Source organism: Tsuneonella litorea (genome assembly GCF_025154015.1).
Classification (GTDB): Bacteria; Pseudomonadota; Alphaproteobacteria; order Sphingomonadales; family Sphingomonadaceae; genus Tsuneonella; species Tsuneonella litorea.
In genome coordinates this window covers 333,371-354,047 of sequence record NZ_JAOAMV010000002.1, presented here as the reverse complement: position 1 = coordinate 354,047, position 20,677 = coordinate 333,371, and the positions used below count along the sequence as shown (strand labels likewise).

Annotated in this window: 22 protein-coding genes; 8 read left to right on the top strand and 14 right to left on the bottom strand. The window is 68.2% G+C overall.

The genetic code is table 11. The features are described from left to right. Positions 1-61: 61 nt before the first annotated feature. Positions 62-742 (bottom strand): HAD-IA family hydrolase, encoded by a 681-nt coding sequence (locus tag N0B51_RS05185; RefSeq protein WP_259961177.1) that lies wholly within the window; start codon positions 740-742, stop codon positions 62-64. Between the two features lie 61 nt (positions 743-803). Between N0B51_RS05185 and glmU the strand changes: the two genes are divergently transcribed. Both glmU and N0B51_RS05175 read left to right on the top strand, forming a co-directional pair. After that, complete coding sequence (glmU, locus tag N0B51_RS05180) at positions 804-2,171, top strand: bifunctional UDP-N-acetylglucosamine diphosphorylase/glucosamine-1-phosphate N-acetyltransferase GlmU (protein ID WP_259961175.1); 1,368 nt, start codon at positions 804-806, stop codon at positions 2,169-2,171. 68 nt (positions 2,172-2,239) lie between these two features. After that, complete coding sequence (locus N0B51_RS05175) at positions 2,240-2,449, top strand: hypothetical protein (protein ID WP_375545931.1); 210 nt, start codon at positions 2,240-2,242, stop codon at positions 2,447-2,449. Between the two features lie 7 nt (positions 2,450-2,456). Here N0B51_RS05175 and N0B51_RS05170 read toward each other — a convergent pair whose 3' ends face one another. Further along, positions 2,457-2,684 carry a DUF1153 domain-containing protein gene (locus tag N0B51_RS05170; RefSeq protein ID WP_259961174.1) on the bottom strand — a complete coding sequence of 76 codons (228 nt, stop codon included), beginning with the start codon at positions 2,682-2,684 and terminating at the stop codon, positions 2,457-2,459. Positions 2,685-2,913: 229 nt separating this feature from the next. Between N0B51_RS05170 and N0B51_RS05165 the strand changes: the two genes are divergently transcribed. Continuing rightward, complete coding sequence (locus N0B51_RS05165) at positions 2,914-3,360, top strand: DUF6265 family protein (RefSeq protein WP_259961173.1); 447 nt, start codon at positions 2,914-2,916, stop codon at positions 3,358-3,360. 4 nt (positions 3,361-3,364) lie between these two features. On the opposite strand, the gene N0B51_RS05160 is transcribed toward N0B51_RS05165, so the two are convergent. The 8 genes from N0B51_RS05160 to N0B51_RS05125 all read right to left on the bottom strand — a co-directional run bounded on the left by N0B51_RS05160 (position 3,365) and on the right by N0B51_RS05125 (position 10,621). After that, positions 3,365-3,652: a VanZ family protein gene (locus N0B51_RS05160; protein ID WP_259961172.1), complete on the bottom strand. Its 288-nt coding sequence runs from the start codon at positions 3,650-3,652 to the stop codon at positions 3,365-3,367. An 83-nt stretch (positions 3,653-3,735) separates the two neighbouring features. Further along, entirely contained in the window at positions 3,736-3,993 is a 258-nt protein-coding gene (locus tag N0B51_RS05155) for an ATP synthase F1 subunit epsilon (RefSeq protein ID WP_259961171.1), read from the bottom strand. A gap of 4 nt (positions 3,994-3,997) precedes the next feature. After that, positions 3,998-5,470, bottom strand: a complete 1,473-nt coding sequence (gene atpD / locus N0B51_RS05150) for a F0F1 ATP synthase subunit beta (RefSeq protein WP_259961170.1) — start codon at positions 5,468-5,470, stop codon at positions 3,998-4,000. 12 nt (positions 5,471-5,482) lie between these two features. Next, positions 5,483-5,869, bottom strand: coding sequence for a hypothetical protein (locus N0B51_RS05145; protein WP_259961169.1), 387 nt, complete (start codon positions 5,867-5,869; stop codon positions 5,483-5,485). A gap of 14 nt (positions 5,870-5,883) precedes the next feature. Continuing rightward, on the bottom strand, positions 5,884-6,753 hold the full coding sequence (locus N0B51_RS05140) for a F0F1 ATP synthase subunit gamma (protein ID WP_259961168.1): 870 nt from the start codon (positions 6,751-6,753) through the stop codon (positions 5,884-5,886). Positions 6,754-6,781: 28 nt separating this feature from the next. After that, positions 6,782-8,311 (bottom strand): F0F1 ATP synthase subunit alpha, encoded by a 1,530-nt coding sequence (gene atpA / locus N0B51_RS05135; protein WP_259961167.1) that lies wholly within the window; start codon positions 8,309-8,311, stop codon positions 6,782-6,784. A 35-nt stretch (positions 8,312-8,346) separates the two neighbouring features. Then, a complete protein-coding gene (locus tag N0B51_RS05130; protein ID WP_259961166.1) occupies positions 8,347-8,901 on the bottom strand; it encodes a F0F1 ATP synthase subunit delta in 555 nt (184 codons plus the stop codon). Between the two features lie 172 nt (positions 8,902-9,073). Further along, positions 9,074-10,621 (bottom strand): S1 family peptidase, encoded by a 1,548-nt coding sequence (locus N0B51_RS05125; protein ID WP_259961165.1) that lies wholly within the window; start codon positions 10,619-10,621, stop codon positions 9,074-9,076. 115 nt (positions 10,622-10,736) lie between these two features. Here N0B51_RS05125 and N0B51_RS05120 point away from each other — a divergent pair, with 115 nt between their 5' ends. Together N0B51_RS05120 and N0B51_RS05115 are read left to right on the top strand one after the other, a co-directional pair. After that, on the top strand, positions 10,737-11,798 hold the full coding sequence (locus N0B51_RS05120; RefSeq protein ID WP_259961164.1) for a bifunctional transcriptional activator/DNA repair enzyme AdaA: 1,062 nt from the start codon (positions 10,737-10,739) through the stop codon (positions 11,796-11,798). Then, positions 11,795-12,739, top strand: a complete 945-nt coding sequence (locus N0B51_RS05115; protein ID WP_259961163.1) for a CPBP family intramembrane glutamic endopeptidase — start codon at positions 11,795-11,797, stop codon at positions 12,737-12,739. Before N0B51_RS05120 ends, N0B51_RS05115 begins: the two co-directional genes overlap by 4 nt. Here the strand turns inward: N0B51_RS05115 and N0B51_RS05110 are convergent. Genes N0B51_RS05110 through N0B51_RS05095 form a run of 4 tightly spaced genes read right to left on the bottom strand, consistent with a single transcriptional unit; the run spans position 12,736 to position 17,309 of the window. Further along, complete coding sequence (locus N0B51_RS05110) at positions 12,736-13,386, bottom strand: glutathione S-transferase family protein (RefSeq protein ID WP_259961162.1); 651 nt, start codon at positions 13,384-13,386, stop codon at positions 12,736-12,738. The genes N0B51_RS05115 and N0B51_RS05110 overlap by 4 nt on opposite strands. An 11-nt stretch (positions 13,387-13,397) precedes the next feature. Further along, entirely contained in the window at positions 13,398-13,541 is a 144-nt protein-coding gene (locus N0B51_RS05105; RefSeq protein WP_259961161.1) for a hypothetical protein, read from the bottom strand. Then, a complete protein-coding gene (locus N0B51_RS05100; RefSeq protein ID WP_259961160.1) occupies positions 13,538-15,094 on the bottom strand; it encodes a cryptochrome/photolyase family protein in 1,557 nt (518 codons plus the stop codon). The genes N0B51_RS05105 and N0B51_RS05100 overlap by 4 nt, the downstream gene beginning before the upstream one ends. Before the next feature lie 49 nt (positions 15,095-15,143). Beyond that, the gene (locus N0B51_RS05095) at positions 15,144-17,309 is read right to left on the bottom strand and encodes a primosomal protein N' (RefSeq protein ID WP_259961159.1); all 2,166 of its coding nucleotides are present in this window, start codon (positions 17,307-17,309) and stop codon (positions 15,144-15,146) included. A 58-nt stretch (positions 17,310-17,367) separates the two neighbouring features. On the opposite strand from N0B51_RS05095, the gene N0B51_RS05090 reads away from it, so the two are divergent. The 3 genes from N0B51_RS05090 (at position 17,368) to cobT (ending at position 20,650) form a co-directional block, all read left to right on the top strand. Beyond that, a complete protein-coding gene (locus N0B51_RS05090) occupies positions 17,368-18,087 on the top strand; it encodes a DUF4197 domain-containing protein (RefSeq protein ID WP_259961158.1) in 720 nt (239 codons plus the stop codon). A gap of 77 nt (positions 18,088-18,164) precedes the next feature. Then, complete coding sequence (gene fsa, locus N0B51_RS05085; protein ID WP_259961157.1) at positions 18,165-18,818, top strand: fructose-6-phosphate aldolase; 654 nt, start codon at positions 18,165-18,167, stop codon at positions 18,816-18,818. An 11-nt stretch (positions 18,819-18,829) separates the two neighbouring features. Beyond that, positions 18,830-20,650 carry a cobaltochelatase subunit CobT gene (gene cobT, locus N0B51_RS05080; protein WP_259961155.1) on the top strand — a complete coding sequence of 607 codons (1,821 nt, stop codon included), beginning with the start codon at positions 18,830-18,832 and terminating at the stop codon, positions 20,648-20,650. The last annotated feature ends 27 nt before the right edge of the window (positions 20,651-20,677 follow it).

Below are 20,677 nucleotides of genomic sequence, written 5' to 3'. Positions count from 1 at the left end.
GCCCGTAAAGTAGGCAATGCGGTTGGCACCAATCGCGCCGCGATGCAACCGCGCGCGCGGCTCAGCGCGGCGGATCGATGCTCTCGAGCGCGCGAACAAAATCGCCGATACGCTCGATCACCGCGTCTCCGCCCAGTTCGGCCGGGGGCTTGTCGCAGTAGCCGTACCCGGCGACCACGACCGGAACGCCGGCGGCCCTGGCCGACATGACGTCGTAGCTGCTATCGCCGATGTACGCGAAGCTGCCGCCGCCGAGCCGTTCGCGCGCCTCGAGGATCGGATCGGGCGCGGGCTTCGAGCGCCCCTTGCCCAAGCTGTCGCCGCCCAGGATCAGCTCGAAGCGGCGCGTAAGGTCGAGCGTATCGAGGATCTGGCGGGCAAAGCTTTCGAACTTGTTGGTCAGCAGCGCCAGGCGCACCCCGCGGGCAGCGAGTTCGTCGAGCACCTCGATCGCGCCGGGGTAGGGGCGGGTGTGGACGCAATTGTTTTCGGCGTAAAAGGCGAGCAACGCCTTGTAGAGTACCTGGAACTCGTCATCGGGCAGTCCGCCGCGGGCATCGATCACGCGCTTCAGCATCAGCTTCGCGCCGCCGCCGATGGCATCTTCGATCTCCGCGACCGGAACCGGATCGAAGCCCCCGGTTCGCAGCGCATGGTTGACCGCCGCGCCGAGGTCGCGATGGGTGTCGAGCAGCGTGCCGTCGAGGTCGAAGCCGACGATCTGGAATGGAAATCCTGTCATCGGCCGCATCGGTAGCGGGGATTCTTCCAACCGCAAGCAATCGGTGGCATGGGCTGGCGCCATGAGCACGACACGCGAATTTGCCGCCATCATCCTCGCCGCGGGCAAGGGCACCCGGATGAAGAGCGATCTGCACAAGGTCCTGCACCCGATCGCCGGGCGGGCGATGCTGCACCACCTGATGGCGAGCGTCGACGAGCTCGGCCCCCGCCATACCGTCGTCGTCGTCGGCAGCGGGCGCGAACAGATCGAGGCGGCGGTCGCGGGCCGCGCGGCGACCGCGCTGCAGGAGCCGCAGCTGGGCACGGGCCACGCCGTACAGCAGGCGCAAGGGTCGCTGGCCGGATTCGACGGCGATGTCCTCGTGCTTTACGGCGACGTGCCGTTCGTGCGGGCGGAGACGATGCGTCGGATGCTCGATCGGCTCCACGAAGCCGATGCGCCCGCGTCCGTGGTGCTCGGCTTCGAGCCGGAGGACACGCTACGCTACGGCCGCGTGATCGCCGCGGCTGACGGGACGATCGAGAAGATGGTCGAACACAAGGACGCGACCGAGGACGAACGCGCCTGCCGCCTGTGCAATTCGGGTCTGATGGCCATGCGCGCCGCCGACCTGTTCGACCTGCTCGGCCGTGTCGGCAACGACAACGCGGCGGGCGAATACTACCTCGTCGACGTGGTCAACGTCGCGCGCGACGACGGGCGCAAGAGCGCGGTCGTCGTCACCGACGATCCGGCGGAAGTCGCCGGGATCAACTCACGTGCGGAACTCGCGGGGGCGGAAGCGCAATGGCAGGCGTTCAGGCGGGAAGAGGCGATGGCGAACGGCGCCTCGCTCCGCGCCCCGGATACCGTGTTCTTCAGCTACGACACCCAGGTCGGCCGGGACGTGACGATCGAGCCCAACGTGGTGTTCGGCCCGGGGGTGACCGTCGCCGACGGCGCGCACATCAAGGCGTTCTGCCACATCGAGGGGGCGACGATCGGCGAGGGCTGCGAGGTCGGGCCGTTCGCGCGGCTTCGCCCCGGCGCGGTCATGGAACGAGGCGCCAAGGTCGGCAATTTCGTCGAGATGAAGAAGGCCGTCCTCGGCGAGGGCGCCAAGGCGAGCCACCTGACCTACCTCGGCGATGCGGAAGTGGGCGCGGGAGCGAACATCGGGGCGGGGACCATCACCTGCAACTACGACGGTTACTTCAAGCACAAGACAGTCATCGGGGAGCGTGCGTTCATCGGTTCGAACAGCGCGCTGATCGCGCCGGTGCGGATCGGCGCCGACGCGATCGTCGCTGCCGGCAGCGCGGTCAGCCGCGACGTCGATGCGGGCGAACTGCGCATGGTCCGTGCCGAGCAGATGGTGAAGCCGGGCTGGGCCGACCGTTTCCACGATGCGATGAAGAAGAAGAAAGCGGCGGAGAAGAAGGGCTGATCGAGGCTCCCCCGACCTGCTGGCTCTGCCGGCGGCCGCTGGGTCGCAAGGTCCAGCAGCATCATGTCGTGCCCAAGGCCAAGAAAGGGCGCCAGACCGTCCCCGTCCACCCGATCTGCCATCGGGCGATCCATGCGAATTTCACCAACGCCGCGCTCGCCCGCATCGGCGGGGACCGTGCCGCATTGCTGGAAAGCGCGGCGCTGGCAAAATTCCTCGCGTGGGTGGCGGACAAGCCGCCCGACTTCCATGCGCCGACCCGAACGGCGCGCAGCTGACGGCGCGTCAGGCGAGTTCTTTCGCTTCCTGTTCCCTGACCTTCTCTTCCCACTGGCGGAACTCGCTCCGGCTCAGCAGGTAGCGCCAGCGCGCCTCGTCGAACGTGATCAGCTTGTCGCGAACCGCGCGGACAACGTCTGCCTTGCGCTGTTCCGACCAGTGGACCTTGTGCGACTTTGGAAGGCCCGCAGCCTTGATCGCTGCGGAAACCGTGCTGTCATATGGGTACGCCATGCGTTTCACTCCTCGACGCGCCCCCCGTCTGAATCGAAAGTGAGCGGCGACGGTTAATTCCGCATTGCGCACCATGGTTTACGCGCGGTTGTGCATCCGGGGCGTGCCGAAGCCGCGACGAACCGAAAAAATCACCACCGACGGCGCGCGATGGGTTAGGATGGCGGCACGGGTCGCGCAGGAGGAGAAAGCCATGCGACCGGTGCAATTGGCGATTGCGGCGGCTTCGTTGTCACTCGTCGGAGCGGCGGAGCAGACACCCCGGCTGCCCGCGTGGATGGGTGGGTGCTGGATCGAGACCCGCGGTGAGACCTGGATCGAGGAATGCTGGACCGGCCCGCGCGGGGGGATCATGCTCGGCAGCGGGCGGAGCGGGGTGGGTGATACGCTGCTGTCGTGGAAATCGATGCAGATCGCCCTCGACGCGCCGCGTCGGGCAAGACCCAACGCGCCGATCGCGCTCTTCGCCTCGGTTCGTGACGGCGCCAGGACGATGTACGTCTGGCGGCCGGGCGTAGGCGAGGGCGATGGCATCGGGTTCGAGAACCCGGCCGGCGGCTTCCCGCAGCGCATCCGCTACTGGCGCGCGGGCGACCTGCTCATGGCGGAGAGCGCGATGCTCGACGGATCGCGGGCGATCCGGTTCGAGTTCCGGCGGCCTGGATCACGGCGCTAGGCCTTCAGGAGGGAAGGCGGTCCAGGATCAGTCGGGTCGTCGCCAGCGCAACGATCGCGGCCGCCATGTCGGCCAGCCAGTCACCCCACTGGGCATCGGCATGAAGTGCCGGGATGGCCTGAACGATCTCGATCAAGCCGCCGAATGCGGCCAGCATCGCAAATATCAGCACTGCCGGCCTGTCGCGCCAACCGGCAGCAGCCAGCGCGCCAAGCGTGAAGAAGGCCAGCATATGCTGGACCTTGTCGCCGTCCTTGCCGGGTATGTCCGGTACACCGGGAAGCACGGCCATGACCAGCGCAAAGGCGGCGGCAACGAGAAACGCGCGCCGCAGCCATAGCTGCGTGCGCGCGTCTTCGAGCAGCTTGCGGATAGTCAGCCCTCGACGTGCTCTGCGAGCACCGTCAGGCCGTTCTCGCCGACCTCGGCGAAACCCCCGCGTACGGCGATGTTTTCCGCCGCCGCGCCTTCGGTGCGGAACACCTGGATCGCGCCGTCACGGATGGTCGACATGACGGGCGCGTGGCCCTCGAGCACGCCGAAGTCGCCCTCGGTACCGGGGACGACCACCATGTGGACTTCCTCGGACCGGACCAGCTTGGCCGGCGTGACCAGTTCGAAGTGCAGGGCCATCGCCTCAGGCGTCCTCGGCCAGCTTCTTGGCCTTCTCGACCGCTTCCTCGATCCCGCCGACCATGTAGAACGCGGCCTCGGGAAGGTGGTCGTACTCGCCGTCGACGACGGCCTTGAACGACTTCACGGTGTCCTCGATCTGCACGAACTTGCCCGGGATGTTGGTGAACACCTCGGCCACGTGGAACGGCTGGCTGAGGAAGCGCTGGATCTTGCGCGCGCGGGCGACGGTCAGCTTATCCTCTTCGGACAGTTCGTCCATGCCGAGAATGGCGATGATGTCCTGCAGCGACTTGTACTTCTGCAGCACTTCCTGGACGCGGCGCGCGGTCTGGTAGTGCTCCTCGCCGACGACGCGCGGCTCGAGCACGCGGCTGGTCGAATCGAGCGGGTCCACCGCCGGGTAGATGCCGAGTTCCGAGATCGCGCGGCTCAGCGTCGTGGTCGCGTCGAGGTGCGCGAACGAGGTCGCCGGCGCCGGGTCGGTAAGGTCGTCCGCGGGGACGTAGATCGCCTGGACCGAGGTGATCGAGCCCTTGGTGGTCGAGGTGATGCGTTCCTGCAGGTTGCCCATGTCGGTCGACAGGGTCGGCTGGTAGCCCACCGCCGACGGGATGCGGCCGAGCAGCGCCGACACTTCCGAACCCGCCTGGGTGAAGCGGAAGATGTTGTCGACGAAGAACAGCACGTCCTGGCCTTCCTGGTCACGGAAGTACTCGGCCATCGTCAGGCCCGACAGCGCGACGCGGGCGCGGGCGCCCGGGGGCTCGTTCATCTGGCCGAACACGAGCGCCACCTTGGATCCTTCCGAGGTCGCGTTGCCGTCGGCGTCCTTGGCGATGACGCCGGCGTCGAGGAACTCGTGGTACAGGTCGTTGCCCTCGCGGGTGCGCTCGCCGACGCCGGCGAACACCGACACGCCGCCGTGGCCCTTGGCGATGTTGTTGATCAGTTCCTGGATGAGCACGGTCTTGCCGACGCCCGCGCCGCCGAACAGGCCGATCTTGCCGCCCTTGGCATAGGGCGCGAGGAGGTCGATGACCTTGATGCCGGTGACGAGGATGCTGGCTTCGGTCGACTGGTCGACGAACAGCGGCGCCTCGGCGTGGATCGGAGCGGTCATGTCGCTGTCGATCGGGCCGCGTTCGTCGATCGGCTGGCCGACGACGTTGACGATGCGGCCGAGTGTCTTGGGGCCGACCGGCACCGAGATCTGCGCACCGGTGTTCGTCACCGGCTGGCCGCGGGTCAGGCCCTCGGTCGCATCCATCGCGATCGTGCGCACGGTGTTCTCGCCGAGGTGCTGGGCGACCTCGAGAACGAGCCTGTTGCCGTTGTTGTCGGTTTCAAGCGCGGTCAGGATCGCCGGCAGTTCGCCTTCGAACGCGACGTCGACGACGGCGCCGATGACCTGGCTGATGGTGCCGCCAGAAGACTGGTTGGGGGTGGTCTGGTTCAGGACGGGTGCGGTTGCCATGGTATGTGTGTCCTACTGGCTTTCGGAAGCTGCGGTTTCGGTGGTTTCGGCACCGTGTTCGGTGCAAACGGTGGCTGCGTCGGTCAGCACCCAGCCGGTCTTGTCGGCGTTGGGGCCCATCGTCGCAGTGTGGCGGAGGTATTCGTCGTCGCCCAGGCCGTACTGGCAGACGACGTTGTCAGAGCCCATGCCGGCGCGCTTGCACGTCGCGTTCTTGACCGGCTCGGCGCCCGTGCACCCGGCGGCGAACGCTTCGGCGAAGTGTTCGCGATCGGGCGCGGGCAGCGTGGAGACCGGCGCAGCGGTGACGGTCTGGGCCGGGGTCGGCTCGGGCGCAGGCTGTTCCTGCCCGCAAGCTGCGAGCGCGAGGAGCGGAAGGAGGAGGGCGAGCTTGTTCACGTCGGGGACCCTGATCAGAGCGCTTCTGCGCCCGCGATGATTTCGATGAGTTCGGTGGTGATCGCGGCCTGGCGGCTGCGGTTGTACTGGATCGTCAGCTTGTTGATCAGCTCGCCAGCGTTGCGCGTGGCGTTGTCCATCGCGGTCATCGAGGCGCCCTGTTCGGACGCCTGGTTCTCGAGCAGCGCACCGAAGACCTGGGTCTTGAGGTAGCGCGGCAGAAGCTCGGCGAGGATTTCCTCCTCGTCGGGTTCGTATTCGACCGCGGCCTGGCTCGCCGTGGCGGTTTCGGGCGCGGGGACCGGGATGATCTGAAGCCGCGTGGGTTCCTGCGTCAGCGCCGACTTGAACTTGCTGTAGAACAGGTGCGCGACGTCGAACTTGCCGGCGTCGTACATTTCCATCAGCTCGGCGACGATCCGCTCGGCTTCCTCGTACCCGGGCTCGCGCACGTCGGTCGTGTCGAACATCCGGGCGATGTTCTGCGGATGCGCCCGGCGGATCGGGGCGCGGCCCTTGCGGCCGACGAGGTAGAAGTCGACCTCCTTACCCTCGGCCTTGAGCTCGGCCGCCTTGGCGAGCGCGGCGCGCACGATGTTCGAGTTGAACGCGCCCGCCAGCCCCTTGTCGCTGTTGGCGACGACGAGCAGGTGGCGCTGGTCCTTGCCGGTGCCGGCAAACAGCTTGGGCGCGCCTTCGCCCGATACCTTGCTGGCGAGCGAGGCCATGACCTTGCCCAGCCGCTCGGCATAGGGGCGCGCGGCCTCGGCCGCCGCCTGCGCCTTGCGCAGCTTGGCGGCCGCGACCATCTGCTTGGCCTTGGTGATCTTCTGGGTCGACTTGACCGAGTTGATCCGACCCTTGAGTTCCTTCAGCGAGGCCATTTCGGCTCCCTAGCTAATCTTCTCGGGCTCAGGCGTACTGCTTGGCGAACGCGTCGAGCGCGGCGACGGTCGACTTCTTCACGTCGTCGCCGAAGTCGCGGGTCTCGCGGATCGTCTTGAGCACGTCGGCGTGTTCGGCGCGCATGAACGCGAGCATCTTCGCCTCGTAGTCGGTGACCTGGTCGACGGGAACGCTGTCGAGGTAGCCGTTGGTGCCGGCGAAGATCGACACGGTCTGCTCCTCGAACGGCATCGGCTGGAACTGCGGCTGCTTGAGCAGCTCGGTCAGCCGCGCGCCGCGGTTGAGCAGCTTCTGCGTCGAGGCGTCGAGGTCCGAGCCGAACTGCGCGAACGCGGCCATCTCGCGGTACTGCGCGAGCTCGAGCTTGATCGAGCCCGACACCTTCTTCATCGCCTTGGTCTGCGCAGCGCCGCCGACGCGGCTGACCGACAGGCCGACGTTGATCGCCGGACGGATGCCCTGGAAGAACAGGTTCGTCTCGAGGAAGATCTGGCCGTCGGTGATCGAGATCACGTTGGTCGGGATGTAGGCCGACACGTCGCCCGCCTGAGTCTCGATGATCGGCAGCGCGGTGAGCGAGCCCGAGCCGTTCTCCTCGTTCATCTTCGCCGCGCGCTCGAGCAGGCGGCTGTGGAGATAGAACACGTCGCCGGGGTAGGCTTCGCGGCCCGGCGGGCGGCGCAGCAGCAGCGACATCTGGCGATAGGCGACAGCCTGCTTGGACAGGTCGTCATACACGATCACGGCGTGCATGCCGTTGTCGCGGAAGAACTCGCCCATGGTGCAGCCGGTGTAGGGCGCGAGGTACTGCAGCGGAGCAGGCTCCGAAGCGGTCGCGGCGACGATGATGGAGTATTCCATCGCGCCGTTTTCCTCGAGCGTCTTGACCAGCTGGGCGACAGTCGACCGCTTCTGGCCGACCGCGACGTAGATGCAGTAGAGCTTCTTGCTCTCGTCGCCGCTGGCGTTGACTTCCTTCTGGTTGATGAAGGTGTCGATCGCGACGGCCGACTTGCCGGTCTGGCGGTCGCCGATGATCAGCTCGCGCTGGCCGCGGCCGACGGGGACGAGGGCGTCGAGTGCCTTGAGGCCGGTCTGCACGGGTTCGTGCACCGACTTGCGCGGGATGATGCCGGGTGCCTTGACCTCGACGCGGCGGCGCTCGTCGGAGACGATCGGACCCTTGCCGTCGATCGGGTTGCCGAGTGCATCGACCACGCGGCCGAGCAGGCCCTTGCCGACGGGGACGTCGACGATGGTGCCGGTGCGCTTGACGCTGTCGCCTTCCTTGATCTCGGCGTCCGAGCCGAAGATCACGACGCCGACGTTGTCGGCCTCGAGGTTGAGCGCCATGCCCTGCACGCCGTTGGCGAACTCGACCATCTCGCCGGCCTGGACCTTGTCGAGCCCGTGGATGCGGGCGATGCCGTCACCGACCGAGAGCACCGAGCCGACTTCCGAGACTTCCGCCTCGGTGCCGAAGTTGGCGATCTGGTCCTTGATGACCTTGGAGATTTCTGCGGCGCGGATTTCCATGACTGATGTACCTTTTCAGGGACGGGCTTGCGCCCTTAGGCCTTCATGGCCTGGGCAAGGGAGTTGAGACGGGTGCGGATCGAACCGTCGATCCGCTTGGACCCCACGGTGACCACGAGCCCGCCGAGCAGGTCCGGGTCCACCTTGGTGGAAAGCTTTACGGTGCGGCCTTCGCGCTGGGTCAGCTTCGTCTTGAGCTGATCGATCTGCGCGTCGGTGAGCGCGTGGGCGCTGGTGACCTCGGCGGTCACTTCGCCGCGCTGGGCGGCCGCGATCGTGTTGAACGCGCGGACCATGTCGCCGAGGTGCGACAGCCGGCCATTTTCGGCGAGGGTGCCGAGGAACTTCTTCGTCAGGTCGGAGAGGCCCAGCGTACCGGCCACCGCCTCGATCGCGGACCCTTGCGCCTTGCGGCCGATTTCCGGGTTTGTCGTCAACGCCCGCAGGTCGGCCGATTCGGCCAGCGCTGCAGCGAGGGTGTCGAGGTCCGATTCGACCGCCGTCACCGTTCCCGCCTCGCTGGCGAGTTCGAACAATGCAGAGGCGTAACGCCCTGCGAGGCTAGCCTGAATACCGGCGGAAATATCCACGCGCGATGGTCCTCTTGGATCCGGGAAATTCGATTTTGGGCTTCGCCGCGAAGTGGACAGCCGATAGGCTCCCCGGGCAAGGCTGGCGCGCCCCTATCACCGGGTTTGCAGGGATGCAACCGGAGTCGGACGGCGATGCGCGGGTTCGCTCGCCAGGACGGCCCGGGCGCGGTCAGCTTCCCTTTGCGCGGCAGGCATAGACAAGGCGTTCGTTGGCCTGTCGCGGCAGCAGCGCGACCACGCCGGATTGTTTTTCGCCGAGCTGGCCGGCGGCGTTGGGCGCGCCGCACGCGGGGGCCTGGTACGCGCCCCGCGCCGCGCGGGCGCGCGCCATTGCTGATTGCGGCAGCGGATAACGGTCGATGCGGAATACCTTCGTCTCGGGGTCGAAGCTGTTGACCGCGATCGTGTCCTCGTCGTTCGGGACGAACAGCCGGGTCCACTTGCCATCGGCGAAGCCATACTGCGTGCGCCCGTTCACGCAGCCGCCGGGATTCCATGCGAAGTCGAGGTCCTCGGGCGGCTCGCTCACGATCCGGCTGCGCTCGGGCTCTATCGAGCAGGTCAGTTCGGCCGCTACCGGATCGGTGTCCGGCTGGGCGGCGTCACCATCGCCCGGGTCCTGCGCCATCGCGTCGGCGACGCGGCGGTCGATCGCGTCGAGGCCGGGCCGGGTGAACCAGATCGCCAGCGCCCCGATCATGGCGGCACCTGCAAGCGCACTGGCCATGCGCATCTTCTTGCCCCCGTCCCCGGCATCGCGCAGGTTCCACGCTGCAAATCCTGCTGCCGCCGCGAGCAGAGTCAGCAGACCAGCGAGCGCCATTGCGTTCTCGCGCCCGTCCATCACCGACAGTTGCGCCTCGAGCTGCGCGCGGTCGCGCCGCACGCGGTCGCTTTCCGCGCGCCGCGCCATCCGGGCGCGCGCAGCAGCCTGTTCCACCTGAAGGCGTTCGCGCTCGGCGGCGTCGAGCTGCGCCATCGAGCGGCAGGGCATCGTGTTGACCGCCGGGTCGATCCCGGCGGACTTGAGGAAGGGCAGCAGTTCGCGCTCGGACACGGCGAAGGAGAACTCCGCGTCCGAGCTGTCGTCCGATGTCGTCCCGAAGCTGTTGACGCCGAGCACCCGTCCGCACCCGTCGAGGAGCGGCCCGCCGGAATTGCCGCGCGCGATCGGCGCCGTGTGGAGCACGGTGTCGAAGTCGCGGCTGGGCCGGATGCCCGAAACGAAGCCCCGGCTCTTCACCGGCGGCTGGGGCCGGAACAGGTCGGCAAGGCCAAGGCCCTGCGCGCGGTCGACATTCATCGGATAACCGACCGCGGCGACCTCGTCTCCGTCGCCCGCGGCGATCCCGGTCAGCGTAAGCGGCGGCAGTCGCAGCGCGCCGGTGACCTCGATCAGGGCGAGGTCCTTGACGCTCGATACGGACGCGACCTTGCCGTAATCGGCACCGTCGCCGTCGGGCGGGACGATGGCGATGCGAAGGGTGTCGTCCTGCAGAACCTCGCGCACGACGTGAGCGTTGGTCACGATCCTGGTCGGCGTGACCGCGAAGCCGGTCCCGTGGCTGACGGGAAACACCCGCTGGCCGTCGGTCCCCACGATCACGACCCGCACGACCCCGCGCGCCGCGGCGGCGATGTCGGACGCCTCGGGACGGGCGGGGGCGGGCAAGGCCAGCGCGAACAGCGCGAAAAGCAGGATAAGCAGGCGAACCATCGGCGGCGGCTTGTGCCCGCACGCGGGATTGACCGCAAGCCGCGGGACGCACGGCTCGCCGGGGCGCGCTACCTGTTCAGCCACAGCCGCCTGTGGCACGACCGAGGACGACGAGATGACCGATTCCCCCCAAACCGACGCCGAACTGACCGACGAGGACCGCTGGCGTATCGCGCTGGCAAAGGACCGCCGTTTCGACGGGCGGTTCGTCACCGGCGTGCATTCCACCGGAATCTATTGCCGCCCCAGTTGTCCCGCCCGCGCGCCGAAGCGCGAGAACGTGCGGTTTTACGCGACCCCCGCACAGGCCGAAGCGGCAGGGCTGCGCGCCTGCAAGCGGTGTGCGCCCGACCAAGTTTCGCGCGACGAGGCGGCCGTGCGGGCCGCGATCGACGAGATCAAGGCCAGCGAGGGTCTCCCCCGGCTCGACGAACTGGCCGCCCTGACCGGATATTCGCCGAGTCATTTCCAGCGCCTGTTCACCCGCGCCACCGGTCTTTCCCCGGCCGCCTATGCCCGCGCCCTGCGCGAGGAGCGCGCGCGCGCTTCGTTGAGCGAGGGCAGGCGGGTGACCGACGCGATCTACGATGCGGGCTATGAAAGCCCCAGCCGGTTCTACGAGGCGATGGAGGGAAAGATGGGCATGGCCCCTTCGGCTTGGCGTGCGGGAGGGCGGGGAGCGACCATCCACTGGGCGGTTGTCGACACGACGCTGGGCTCGATGCTGGTCGCCGCCACCGACAGGGGCGTATGCCGGCTTTCGTTCAACGAGGGGCCGAACGAACTCGCCCGGCGATTTCCCCACGCCGAGCTGGTCGAGGGCGGCGAGGCGTTCGAGCAGCTGCTCGCCGAGGTGGTCGCCACGGTCGAGGCGCCCGGCGACGCGCCGGCCGGTTTCAGCCACATCCCTCTCGACGTGAAGGGGACCGCCTTTCAGGAAGCCTGCTGGAAGGCCCTGCGCGCGATCCCGCCGGGCGAGACGCGGACCTATGCCGAGATCGCCGCCGCCGCCGGCAACCCGAAGGCGGTGCGCGCGGCGGGCAGTGCAAACGCGCGCAACAACGTCGCCGTGCTGATCCCCTGTCACCGGGTGATCCGCACCGGGGGGGACCTGGGCGGTTACGCCTATGGTCTTGCGATCAAGCGCGAGTTGCTGAAGCGCGAAGGCGTCGAGTGACCGGTTCGCACCCGGTCGCCCCCACGCCCGGGGCCGGAAAGGGACCAGCCCAGCCGTTCCATCGGCGGATTCTGGATTTCCCCCTCGTCGCGCTGCTCGCCGGGCTTGTCGCGGTCAATGCGCCGCTCGTCGCGCTGGCGATCCTCGTTCGCAACCTGCCGCTCGGCGACGCGCCGACGTCGCTGGTCATGTCGGTCGTTCTGATCGCCGCGACACTTCTCGCTGTGCTCGCGTACAAGCTCGTGGTCACGCGGATCGGCACGCAGACGCGGGATGACCTTCCGTTCGACATCCGCGCGGCCGACTTCCTGCGCGGCAGCCTCGCAGCCGCGCTCCTGATGTCGCTCATCGTAGGGGTCGTCGCGCTTCTGGGCGGCTACACGATCGCCGGATGGGGAGGCAGCTCCAGCCTGGCGACGATCCTCCTGGGCGCCGGATTGCAGGCCGCGTTCGTCGAGGAGATCGTCGCGCGGGGAATCGTGTTCCGTTTCCTCGAGGAATTCGGCGGCAGCTGGTTCGCCCTCGCGCTCAGCTCTGCCATCTTCGGGCTCGCCCACTACGGAAACGCGAACGCCACCGTGTTCAGCTCGCTGGCGATCGCGCTGGAGGCGGGCCTGATGCTTGGCGGCGCCTATATGCTGACCAGCAACCTGTGGCTCGCCATCGGCCTGCACTTCGGGTGGAACGTCACGCAAGGATACGTGTGGGACGTGCCGGTTTCCGGCATGGCGGTCGACGGGCTGGTCGCTTCACGCACCCACGGCAGCGAGCTTGTCTCGGGCGGTGCGTTCGGGGTGGAGGCGTCGGTCGTGGCGCTCGTCCTTGCGACTGCGTTCGGGCTTTGGCTCGTCGTTCTCGCGGCACGAAAAGGCCAGGTCGTCCGCCCGTGGTGGGTCCGCCGGCGGCTGGCGCAGGCGGAGGAGGCGGTGGCAGCCGACTAGTCGAGCTTTGGCGCCATCCCCGGCTCGCACTTTTCCATCGCCCGGCGATAGGCGGGGCGCTCGCCGATCCGCTGGAGATAGGCCTTGAGGTTCGGCATTCCGTCGATGCCCATCCCGCTCATCGCGCGGCTGGTGGTGAGCTGGAAGCCCATCATGATGTCGGCCGTGGTCAGCTGCGCGCCGCCGAAATAGTCCGCTTCGCCAAGCCGCTTCTCGATGATCCCCCAGCTCTTCGCCATGCGGTCGGCGACGAAGGGAGGCATCTGCCCGCCATTGACCATGCGGGTCGCGACGGGCGCCATCATGCCGTTGGTCATGAAGGTCGCATTCGCCCAGTGATAGAAAAACAGGTGATCCGCGAAGTCCGGGCTGTCGGGGCCTGGGACGAGCGATGTCTCCGGTGCGTGCTTCGCCACGATCCAGTCGATGATCGCTCCGCTTTCGCCGAGGACAATCTTTCCGTCCGGGCCGTCGTCCTCGATCACCGGGGCGATGCCCATGGGATGCAGCGCCTTGTAATCTTCGGGCGCGAGGTTGTTGTCGCCGCGCCGGGTGTAGAGCTTCAGGTCGTAGTCGAGCCCCAGTTCCTCGCACAGCCAGAGGATGCGTTCGGATTGCGACAGGCGCAGGTGATGGACAGTGAGCATGAGAATATCCCCTAGACCGGTTCGGCCCGGACCGGCGTAGCCGTGAAGCGCAGCCTATGCGAGCGCCGATCGCCGCCGCTGCCGACGAGCCCCTTCGCCGCGCACCAATAGCGCACTCTGCGTCCGCCGGGCTGGCCGATGATGCCCCCGCTCATGCTTCGCGCGCCCAGCCGGCCGCGGCGGGCTCAAGCGAATCCAGCACCACCTCGGCGCTATCGAGATAGTCCTGCCGCCGGTCTTCGCTCATCCGGTCCCATGTCGCATAGACCCGGCCGATCCGATGGTTCTTCTCCAGCGCCGGGCGGTTCCGGTGCATGAAGTGCCAGTACAGCGGGTTGAACGGGCACGCGCCGTCGCCCGTCTTCGTGTCGGGCGAATATGCGCAGCCGCCGCAATAGTCGGACATCTTGTTGATGTAGTTCCCGCTCGCGGCATAGGGCTTGGTCGCCAGCCGCCCGCCGTCGGCATAGAGGGCCATCGCCGCGACGTTGGGCAGTTCGACCCACTCGTATGCATCGGCGTAGACCACCAGGAACCAGTCGGCGACCGCGCGCGGGTCGATCCCCGCGAGCAGCGCGAAATTGCCGAGCACCATCAGCCGCTGGATGTGGTGCGCATGGGCGTTGTCGCGGGTCGAGCGGATGCAATCGGCAAGGCACCGCATCTCGGTCTCGCCGGTCCAGTAGAACGCTGGCAGCGGGCGCTGCGCGTCGAGCGCGTTGGCATCGGCCAGGCCCGGCATCTCGTGCCAGTAGAACCCGCGCACGTATTCGCGCCAGCCGATGAACTGCCGCACGAAGCCCTCGACCGAGTTGAGCGGCGCGTCGCCCGCCTCGTAGGCCGCCTCGGCGCGGCGGCACAGGTCGAGCGGATCGAGCAGGCCGAGGTTGATGCTGGTCGACAGCATCGAATGCCAGAGCTGGTCCGCCCCGTGGACCATCGCGTCCTGGTAATCGCCGAACTTGCCCAGCCGCTCGGCGAAAAACGCGTCGGCCGCCTTTTCCGCCTCGGCGCGGGTGACCGGCCAGTCGAACCCGTCGAGCGATCCGAAATGGTCACCGAAGCGGTCCTCGACCAGCGCGATGACTTCGCGCGTGATCGCGTCGGGCGCGAAGCGGGGCCTGTCCGGCGCATCCATCTCGCCCTTCGGGGGCTTGCGGTTGGCCTTGTCGTAGTTCCACTCGCCGCCCGCCGGCTTGCCGTCTGCGTTCATCAGCAGCCCGGTCTTGCGGCGCATCGCGCGGTAGAAATACTCCATCGTCAGGTGATCGCGGCCGTCTGCCCAGTCGGCGAATTCGGCGATCGAGCAGACGAAGCGATCGTCGGGCAGGATCTCGACCGGGCAGGGCAGCTTGTCGGCCCACTCGTCCATCGCCGCGCGCACGCGCCACTCGCCGGGCTCGACCACCCGCACGCGGTCGGGCGAATGGCGCTCCACCGCGCGGACGACCTCGCCGGTGAAGGATCCGGCGTTGCCCGGATCGTCGAGGCGGACGTAGTCGACCCTCCACCCGGCCTCCTCGAGCTCGGCGGCGAAGTGGCGCATGGCGGAGAAGACCAGCGCGATCTTCGCCTTGTGGTGCTTCACGTAGGTCGCCTCGTCCCGCACCTCCATCATGAGCACGACCGTATCGTCCTTGGTCATTCCCTTGAGCGAGGCGATCGTGCGGGTGAGCTGGTCGCCGAGAATCGGCACGAGGACGGTCATCGCGATCTCCAGCCGCCAACGACGGTTATGTTGCCTCGCGCCATGCCGCCTAGACGAAGCTGTAGGGGTCGATGTCGACCGACACCCGCACGCCCTGCGGGAACTTCAGCGCCTCGAGCCAGTCGCGGATCACGTCCTGCACCTGCGCGCTGCGCCGGGCGTTGAGGAGGAACCGGTAGCGATAGCGGCCGCGCAGCAGGGCGAGCGGGGCGGGCGCAGGTCCCAGGATGGCGACGTCGGCGACGTCGGGGCGCGCGTCGCCGATATGGTGCGCCGCCTCGCGCGCTTCGGCCTCGTCTTCCGATGACACGATGATCGCGGCCCAGCGCCCGAACGGAGGCGCGCCGGCTTGGCGTCGGGCCTCGGTCTCGGCCGCGTAGAACGCGTCCCGGTCGCCCGCGGCGAGAGCGGCGATGACGGGTGCGGCGGGGTGGCGGGTCTGGATCAGCACCTCGCCCGGCTTCTCGCCGCGCCCCGCGCGCCCGGCGACCTGCGCGACCTGCTGGTAGGTCCGCTCGGCGGCGCGCAGGTCGCCGCCCTCGAGGCCGAGATCGGCATCGACGACCCCCACCAGCGTCAGCTCGGGAAAGTGAAAGCCCTTTGTCACCAGCTGGGTGCCGACGATGACGTCGATCGCGCCGCTTTCCGCCCTGGCGACGAACTCGGCCGCGCGTTCGGGCGAGTTGACCGTGTCGCTGGTGACGACCGCGACCCGCGCTTCGGGCAGGATCTCGGCCACTTCGTCGGCGATGCGTTCGACCCCGGGACCGCACGCGACGAGGCAGTCGAGTTCGCCGCATTCGGGACAGGCGGGCGGGGGCGCGGTCTCGTGGCCGCAGTGGTGGCACGCAAGGCGCTGGCTGAACCGGTGCTCGACCAGCCACGCGGTGCAGTTGGGGCACTCGAACCGGAAGCCGCAGTTGCGGCACAGCGTGAGCGGGGCGTAGCCGCGGCGGTTGAGGAACAGCAGCGACTGCTCGCCGCGCGCCAGCCGCGCCTCCATCTGCGCCACCAGCCGCGGCGCGAGCCAGCGGCCGCGCTCGGGCTTTTCCTCGGTCAGGTCGATGGTGTCGATGTCGGGCAGCCGCGCGCCGCCGTAGCGGTCCTCGAGCACGAGCCGCTCGTAGACGCCGCTCTCGGCCATCTGCAGGCTTTCGAGCGCGGGCGTGGCGCTGGCGAGCACCACGGGGATCTGCTCGAACCGGGCGCGCATCACCGCCACGTCGCGCGCGTTGTAGCGCACGCCGTCGTCCTGCTTGAAGCTGATCTCGTGCGCCTCGTCGACCACGATCAGGCCGAGGTTCGCGTAGGGCAGGAACAGGGCCGAACGCGCGCCCACGACGACTTGCGCCTGTCCGGCGGCAATCGAACGCCATGCACGGCGGCGTTCGGTCGACTTGAGGCTCGAGTGCCAGACCACGGGCGGCACGCCGAACCGGTCCTCGAACCGGCGCAGGAATGCCTCTGTCAGCGCGATCTCGGGCAGCAGGACGAGGGTTTGCCGGCCCATTTCGAGGCCCTTGGCGACCGCTTCGAGATAGCACTCGGTCTTGCCCGACCCGGTCACCCCGTCGAGCAGGAACGGCGCGAAGCGGCGGGCCTCGACCGCGGAGACGAACCGCTTGGCGACCTCTGCCTGGGCGGGGCTCAACTTGGGCGCGGCGAAATCGGCGCGGGCGGGTGGGTAGGGGCGATCGCAGTCCACCTCCACCGGCTCGAGCACGCCCTGGTTGACGAGGCCGCGCAGCACGCCCTCGCTGACCCCGGCCATCCCGGCCAGCTCGCGAATCGTCGCCTGCTCGCCGTCCAGCGCCTCGATCGCGGCCTCGCGCTGGGGGGTCATGCGTTCGGGCATCCCCCCGCTCAGGCGATATTCCGTCATCGTGGCGGGGCCGCGCAGCGCACCGCCGCTTGCCAGCACCATCCGCGCGACCGCGGCGATCGGCGCGCAGTAATAATCGGCGGTCCATTCGATCAGCCGCCGAAGTTCCGACTTGAGCGGCGGGACCGGTAGGGGGCCGACGAGCGGGCGCAGCTTGGCTTCCGGAACCTCGCTCGCGGGGAGCCGTTCAGCCTCCCAGACGATTCCCACGATCTGGCGGGGACCCAGCGGCGCGACGACGACCGAACCCGGCTCGACGTGCATCCCTTCCGGAACGCGGTAGTCGAGCGGGCCGAGCGCGGCGTTGAAGATGATCAGTCGGGCGCGGTTCATGTTTCACGGCCCATATGGGCGCCGCCGGGGTGGGGCGGCAAGGTAAGAGGACCTTGCAATGAACGAATTGATGGACACCCCCGATATGCTTTCCGATTCCCGCCTTCATCGCCGTAGCTTCCTGGCCGGCCTGGGCGTCGCGGGCGGCGCGCTCGTCATTCCGGCCTGCGCCGGCCCCTATGGCGGGTTCAGCTTCACCGACGCCATCGCGCGGCTGCTGTTCCTGTCGAGTTCGCGCGCATTCGACCGCATGGCGGCGCCCGGCGGGTTCTGGGACCAGCAGGTCGCGCAGCTCGGCTTCGAGGAGTTCCTCGGCGCGCGCGGAGGCGTGCTCAGCCGCATCCTGACCTCGGCCCTGTTCAAGGACCGGCTCGCCCGCGCGCTTGCCCCGGTCGCGTTCGACGCCGCGCAGCGCGCCGCTCCGGTGGTGGCCGACACGATCCGCGTGATCGGTTTCCAGAACGCGGTCGACCTCGTCCGCGGCGGCCCGACCGCCGCCACCAGCTACCTGCGCCAGAACATGGGCACGCGGCTGATCGACGCGATGCTGCCCGAAGTGGGGCAGGGCCTGCGCGTCGCCAGCGACCCGATCGTCGGCGAAGCGCTTGCCGCGCTCACCGGGGTCGACGTGCCGCAGGTCGCGCGCCGGTTCACCGGGACGGTCGACAACGTCATCTGGGACCAGATCGGCCTAGAGGAAGCAGCAATCCGGCGCGATCCGGCGAGCACGCGTGATCCACTGATTATCGGCGTGTTCGGGGCGGGCAACGCCTTCTAGCCACGGCGTCCTAGCCACTCACTGGTGCAGAAGCTAAGGCTCTCCGGGAATCGCACTTTCCGGAGAGCCTCCCCCAAATGAAATTCTTTGCCGACACCGCCGAGATCGCCGACATTCGCGAGCTGAACGATGCGGGCCTTCTCGACGGGGTGACCACCAACCCCTCGCTCATCCACAAGTCGGGCCGCGACTTCATGGAAGTAACGAAGGAGATCTGCGGCATCGTCGACGGCCCGGTTTCGGCCGAGGTCGTCGCGCTCGACCACGAGACGATGATGAAGGAGGCAGACGTCCTTCGGAAGATCGCCGACAATGTCTGCATCAAGGTGCCGCTCACGATCGACGGGCTCAAGACCTGCCGCGCGCTCACCCGCGACGGCACGATGGTCAACGTCACGCTGTGCTTCTCCGCCAATCAGGCGCTGCTCGCGGCGAAGGCCGGGGCGACCTTCGTTTCGCCGTTCGTGGGCCGTCACGACGACAACGGCGTCGACGGAATGGACCTTATACGCGACATCAGGTTGATCTACGACAACTATGATTTCACGACGGAAATCCTTGTAGCCAGCGTGCGCCACGTGGTCCACGTGCTCGAAAGCGCGCGGATCGGCGCGGACGTGATGACTGCGCCGCCCAAGGTCATCAAGAGCCTCGCCAACCACGTCCTCACCGACAAGGGGATCGAGGGCTTCCTCGCCGACTGGGCGAAGACCGGGCAATCGATCCTGTAAGGGCGCCGCGCTTGGCCGAAGAAACCCCTCTCGACCGTTTCAAGCACGCACTGACCGGTGCCAGCCGGGCGCTGGCGCACGAGCCCGAGGTGGAAGTCGCCTGGAGCGCCGATACGCCGACAGTCCGCGGCAAGCAGATGCGCGTGCCGCTTCCGGGCCGCTCGCTGCCGTCGGACCAGGTGCGCGAGGCGCGCGGGGTGGCCGATGGCTTCGCGCTGCGGATGCTGCACCACAACGAGGCGCTGCACGCGCGGGGTGCGCCTTCGGAACCCGTCGCGCGCGCCTGTTACGACGTTGCGGAAATGGTCCGTTACGAGGCAATCGGATCGAACGATTTCAGTGGCATACGATCCAATCTTGACGCTGCCATGCAACTGCGCACGGCGTCCGACCCGATCACCCGGGCGATGCGCCGGGAGGACGTTCCGCTTCCCACCGCGCTCGGCCTGATCCTGCGCGAGAAGCTGACCGGCCAGCCGGTGCCCGAGCGCGCGGCGGCGGGCGTCGACATGGTACGCGGCTGGATCGAGGACCGTGCGGGGGCCGACTTCGCGGCGCTGGCCGATTCGATCGGTGACCAGAAGGCGTTCCAGAACCTCTCGCTCGACCTCCTGCGTCATCTCGAGCTGACGCTGCCCGAGGACATGGACCAGACGCCCGACGACAGCGACGACGGCGACGAGCCGGAAGGCGAGGAGCAGGACGAGGGCGAGGACGACAACGAGGGGCAGGGCGACGCGCAGGCCACCGAGATGGCCGGCGAAATGTCCGAAGGCGACGACGACGGCGACGGCGAGACCGAGATGTCGTCGGAAGAGGACATGGCCGAGGGCGAGCCTGGCGACGAGGGCGAGGAGGGCATGATGCCCGTTCGCCCCAATCGCCCGTGGACCGACATCCCCGAAGGCTTCGACTACAAGGCCTGGACCACCAAGTTCGACGAGGTGATCGAGGCGCCCGAGCTGTGCGATCCGGACGAGCTCGACCGATTGCGCGCCTATCTCGACAGCCAGCTCACCGGTCTGCAGGGTGTGGTCACCCGGCTTGCCAACCGGCTCCAGCGGCGACTCATGGCGCAGCAGAACCGCAGCTGGGACTTCGACCAGGAGGAAGGCCTGCTCGATGCGGCGCGCCTTGCCCGCGTGGTCGTCAGCCCCGGTCACTCGCTGAGCTACAAGATCGAGCGCGACGTCGAGTTCAAGGACACCGTCGTTACCCTGCTGATCGACAACTCGGGTTCGATGCGCGGGCGGCCGATCAGCATCGCCGCGATCAGCGCCGACATTCTCGGCCGCACGCTCGAACGCGTGGGCGTGAAGACCGAGGTGCTCGGCTTCACCACCCGCGCGTGGAAGGGGGGGCAGAGCCGCGAGGCCTGGCTCGCGGAAGGCAAGCCGCCGCAACCCGGCCGGCTCAACGACCTGCGCCACATCGTCTACAAGAAGGCCGACGAGCCGTGGCGGCGCGCCCGCCGTAACCTGGGCCTGATGATGCGCGAGGGCCTGCTAAAGGAAAACATCGACGGCGAGGCGCTGCTGTGGGCACACGACCGCCTGCTCGCCCGCCGCGAGGACCGCCGCATCCTCATGGTCATCTCCGACGGCGCACCGGTCGACGATTCGACGCTGAGCGTGAACAGCGCCGGCTATCTCGAGCAGCACTTGCGCAAGGTGATCGACTGGATCGAGAAGCAGAGCCCCGTCCAGCTCGTCGCCATCGGCATCGGCCACGACGTGACCCGCTACTATCGACGCGCGGTGACGATCATGGACGTGGAACAACTCGGCGGCACGATCACCGAGCAACTGGCCGAATTGTTCGAAGTGGAGTGAACGGCGCAAGTTCCGCTTGCGAACTAG

Bases quoted from the DNA above. Each gene is read 5' to 3' on its own strand.
- N0B51_RS05185 (WP_259961177.1), bottom strand. From the start codon at position 742: ATGACAGGATTTCCATTCCAGATCGTCGGCTTCGACCTCGACGGCACG.
- glmU (WP_259961175.1), top strand. From the start codon at position 804: ATGAGCACGACACGCGAATTTGCCGCCATCATCCTCGCCGCGGGCAAG.
- N0B51_RS05170 (WP_259961174.1), bottom strand. From the start codon at position 2,684: ATGGCGTACCCATATGACAGCACGGTTTCCGCAGCGATCAAGGCTGCG.
- N0B51_RS05160 (WP_259961172.1), bottom strand. From the start codon at position 3,652: ATGGCCGTGCTTCCCGGTGTACCGGACATACCCGGCAAGGACGGCGAC.
- N0B51_RS05155 (WP_259961171.1), bottom strand. From the start codon at position 3,993: ATGGCCCTGCACTTCGAACTGGTCACGCCGGCCAAGCTGGTCCGGTCC.
- atpD (WP_259961170.1), bottom strand. From the start codon at position 5,470: ATGGCAACCGCACCCGTCCTGAACCAGACCACCCCCAACCAGTCTTCT.
- N0B51_RS05140 (WP_259961168.1), bottom strand. From the start codon at position 6,753: ATGGCCTCGCTGAAGGAACTCAAGGGTCGGATCAACTCGGTCAAGTCG.
- atpA (WP_259961167.1), bottom strand. From the start codon at position 8,311: ATGGAAATCCGCGCCGCAGAAATCTCCAAGGTCATCAAGGACCAGATC.
- N0B51_RS05125 (WP_259961165.1), bottom strand. From the start codon at position 10,621: ATGGTTCGCCTGCTTATCCTGCTTTTCGCGCTGTTCGCGCTGGCCTTG.
- N0B51_RS05120 (WP_259961164.1), top strand. From the start codon at position 10,737: ATGACCGATTCCCCCCAAACCGACGCCGAACTGACCGACGAGGACCGC.
- N0B51_RS05110 (WP_259961162.1), bottom strand. From the start codon at position 13,386: ATGCTCACTGTCCATCACCTGCGCCTGTCGCAATCCGAACGCATCCTC.
- N0B51_RS05105 (WP_259961161.1), bottom strand. From the start codon at position 13,541: ATGAGCGGGGGCATCATCGGCCAGCCCGGCGGACGCAGAGTGCGCTAT.
- N0B51_RS05100 (WP_259961160.1), bottom strand. From the start codon at position 15,094: ATGACCGTCCTCGTGCCGATTCTCGGCGACCAGCTCACCCGCACGATC.
- N0B51_RS05095 (WP_259961159.1), bottom strand. From the start codon at position 17,309: ATGAACCGCGCCCGACTGATCATCTTCAACGCCGCGCTCGGCCCGCTC.
- N0B51_RS05090 (WP_259961158.1), top strand. From the start codon at position 17,368: ATGAACGAATTGATGGACACCCCCGATATGCTTTCCGATTCCCGCCTT.
- fsa (WP_259961157.1), top strand. From the start codon at position 18,165: ATGAAATTCTTTGCCGACACCGCCGAGATCGCCGACATTCGCGAGCTG.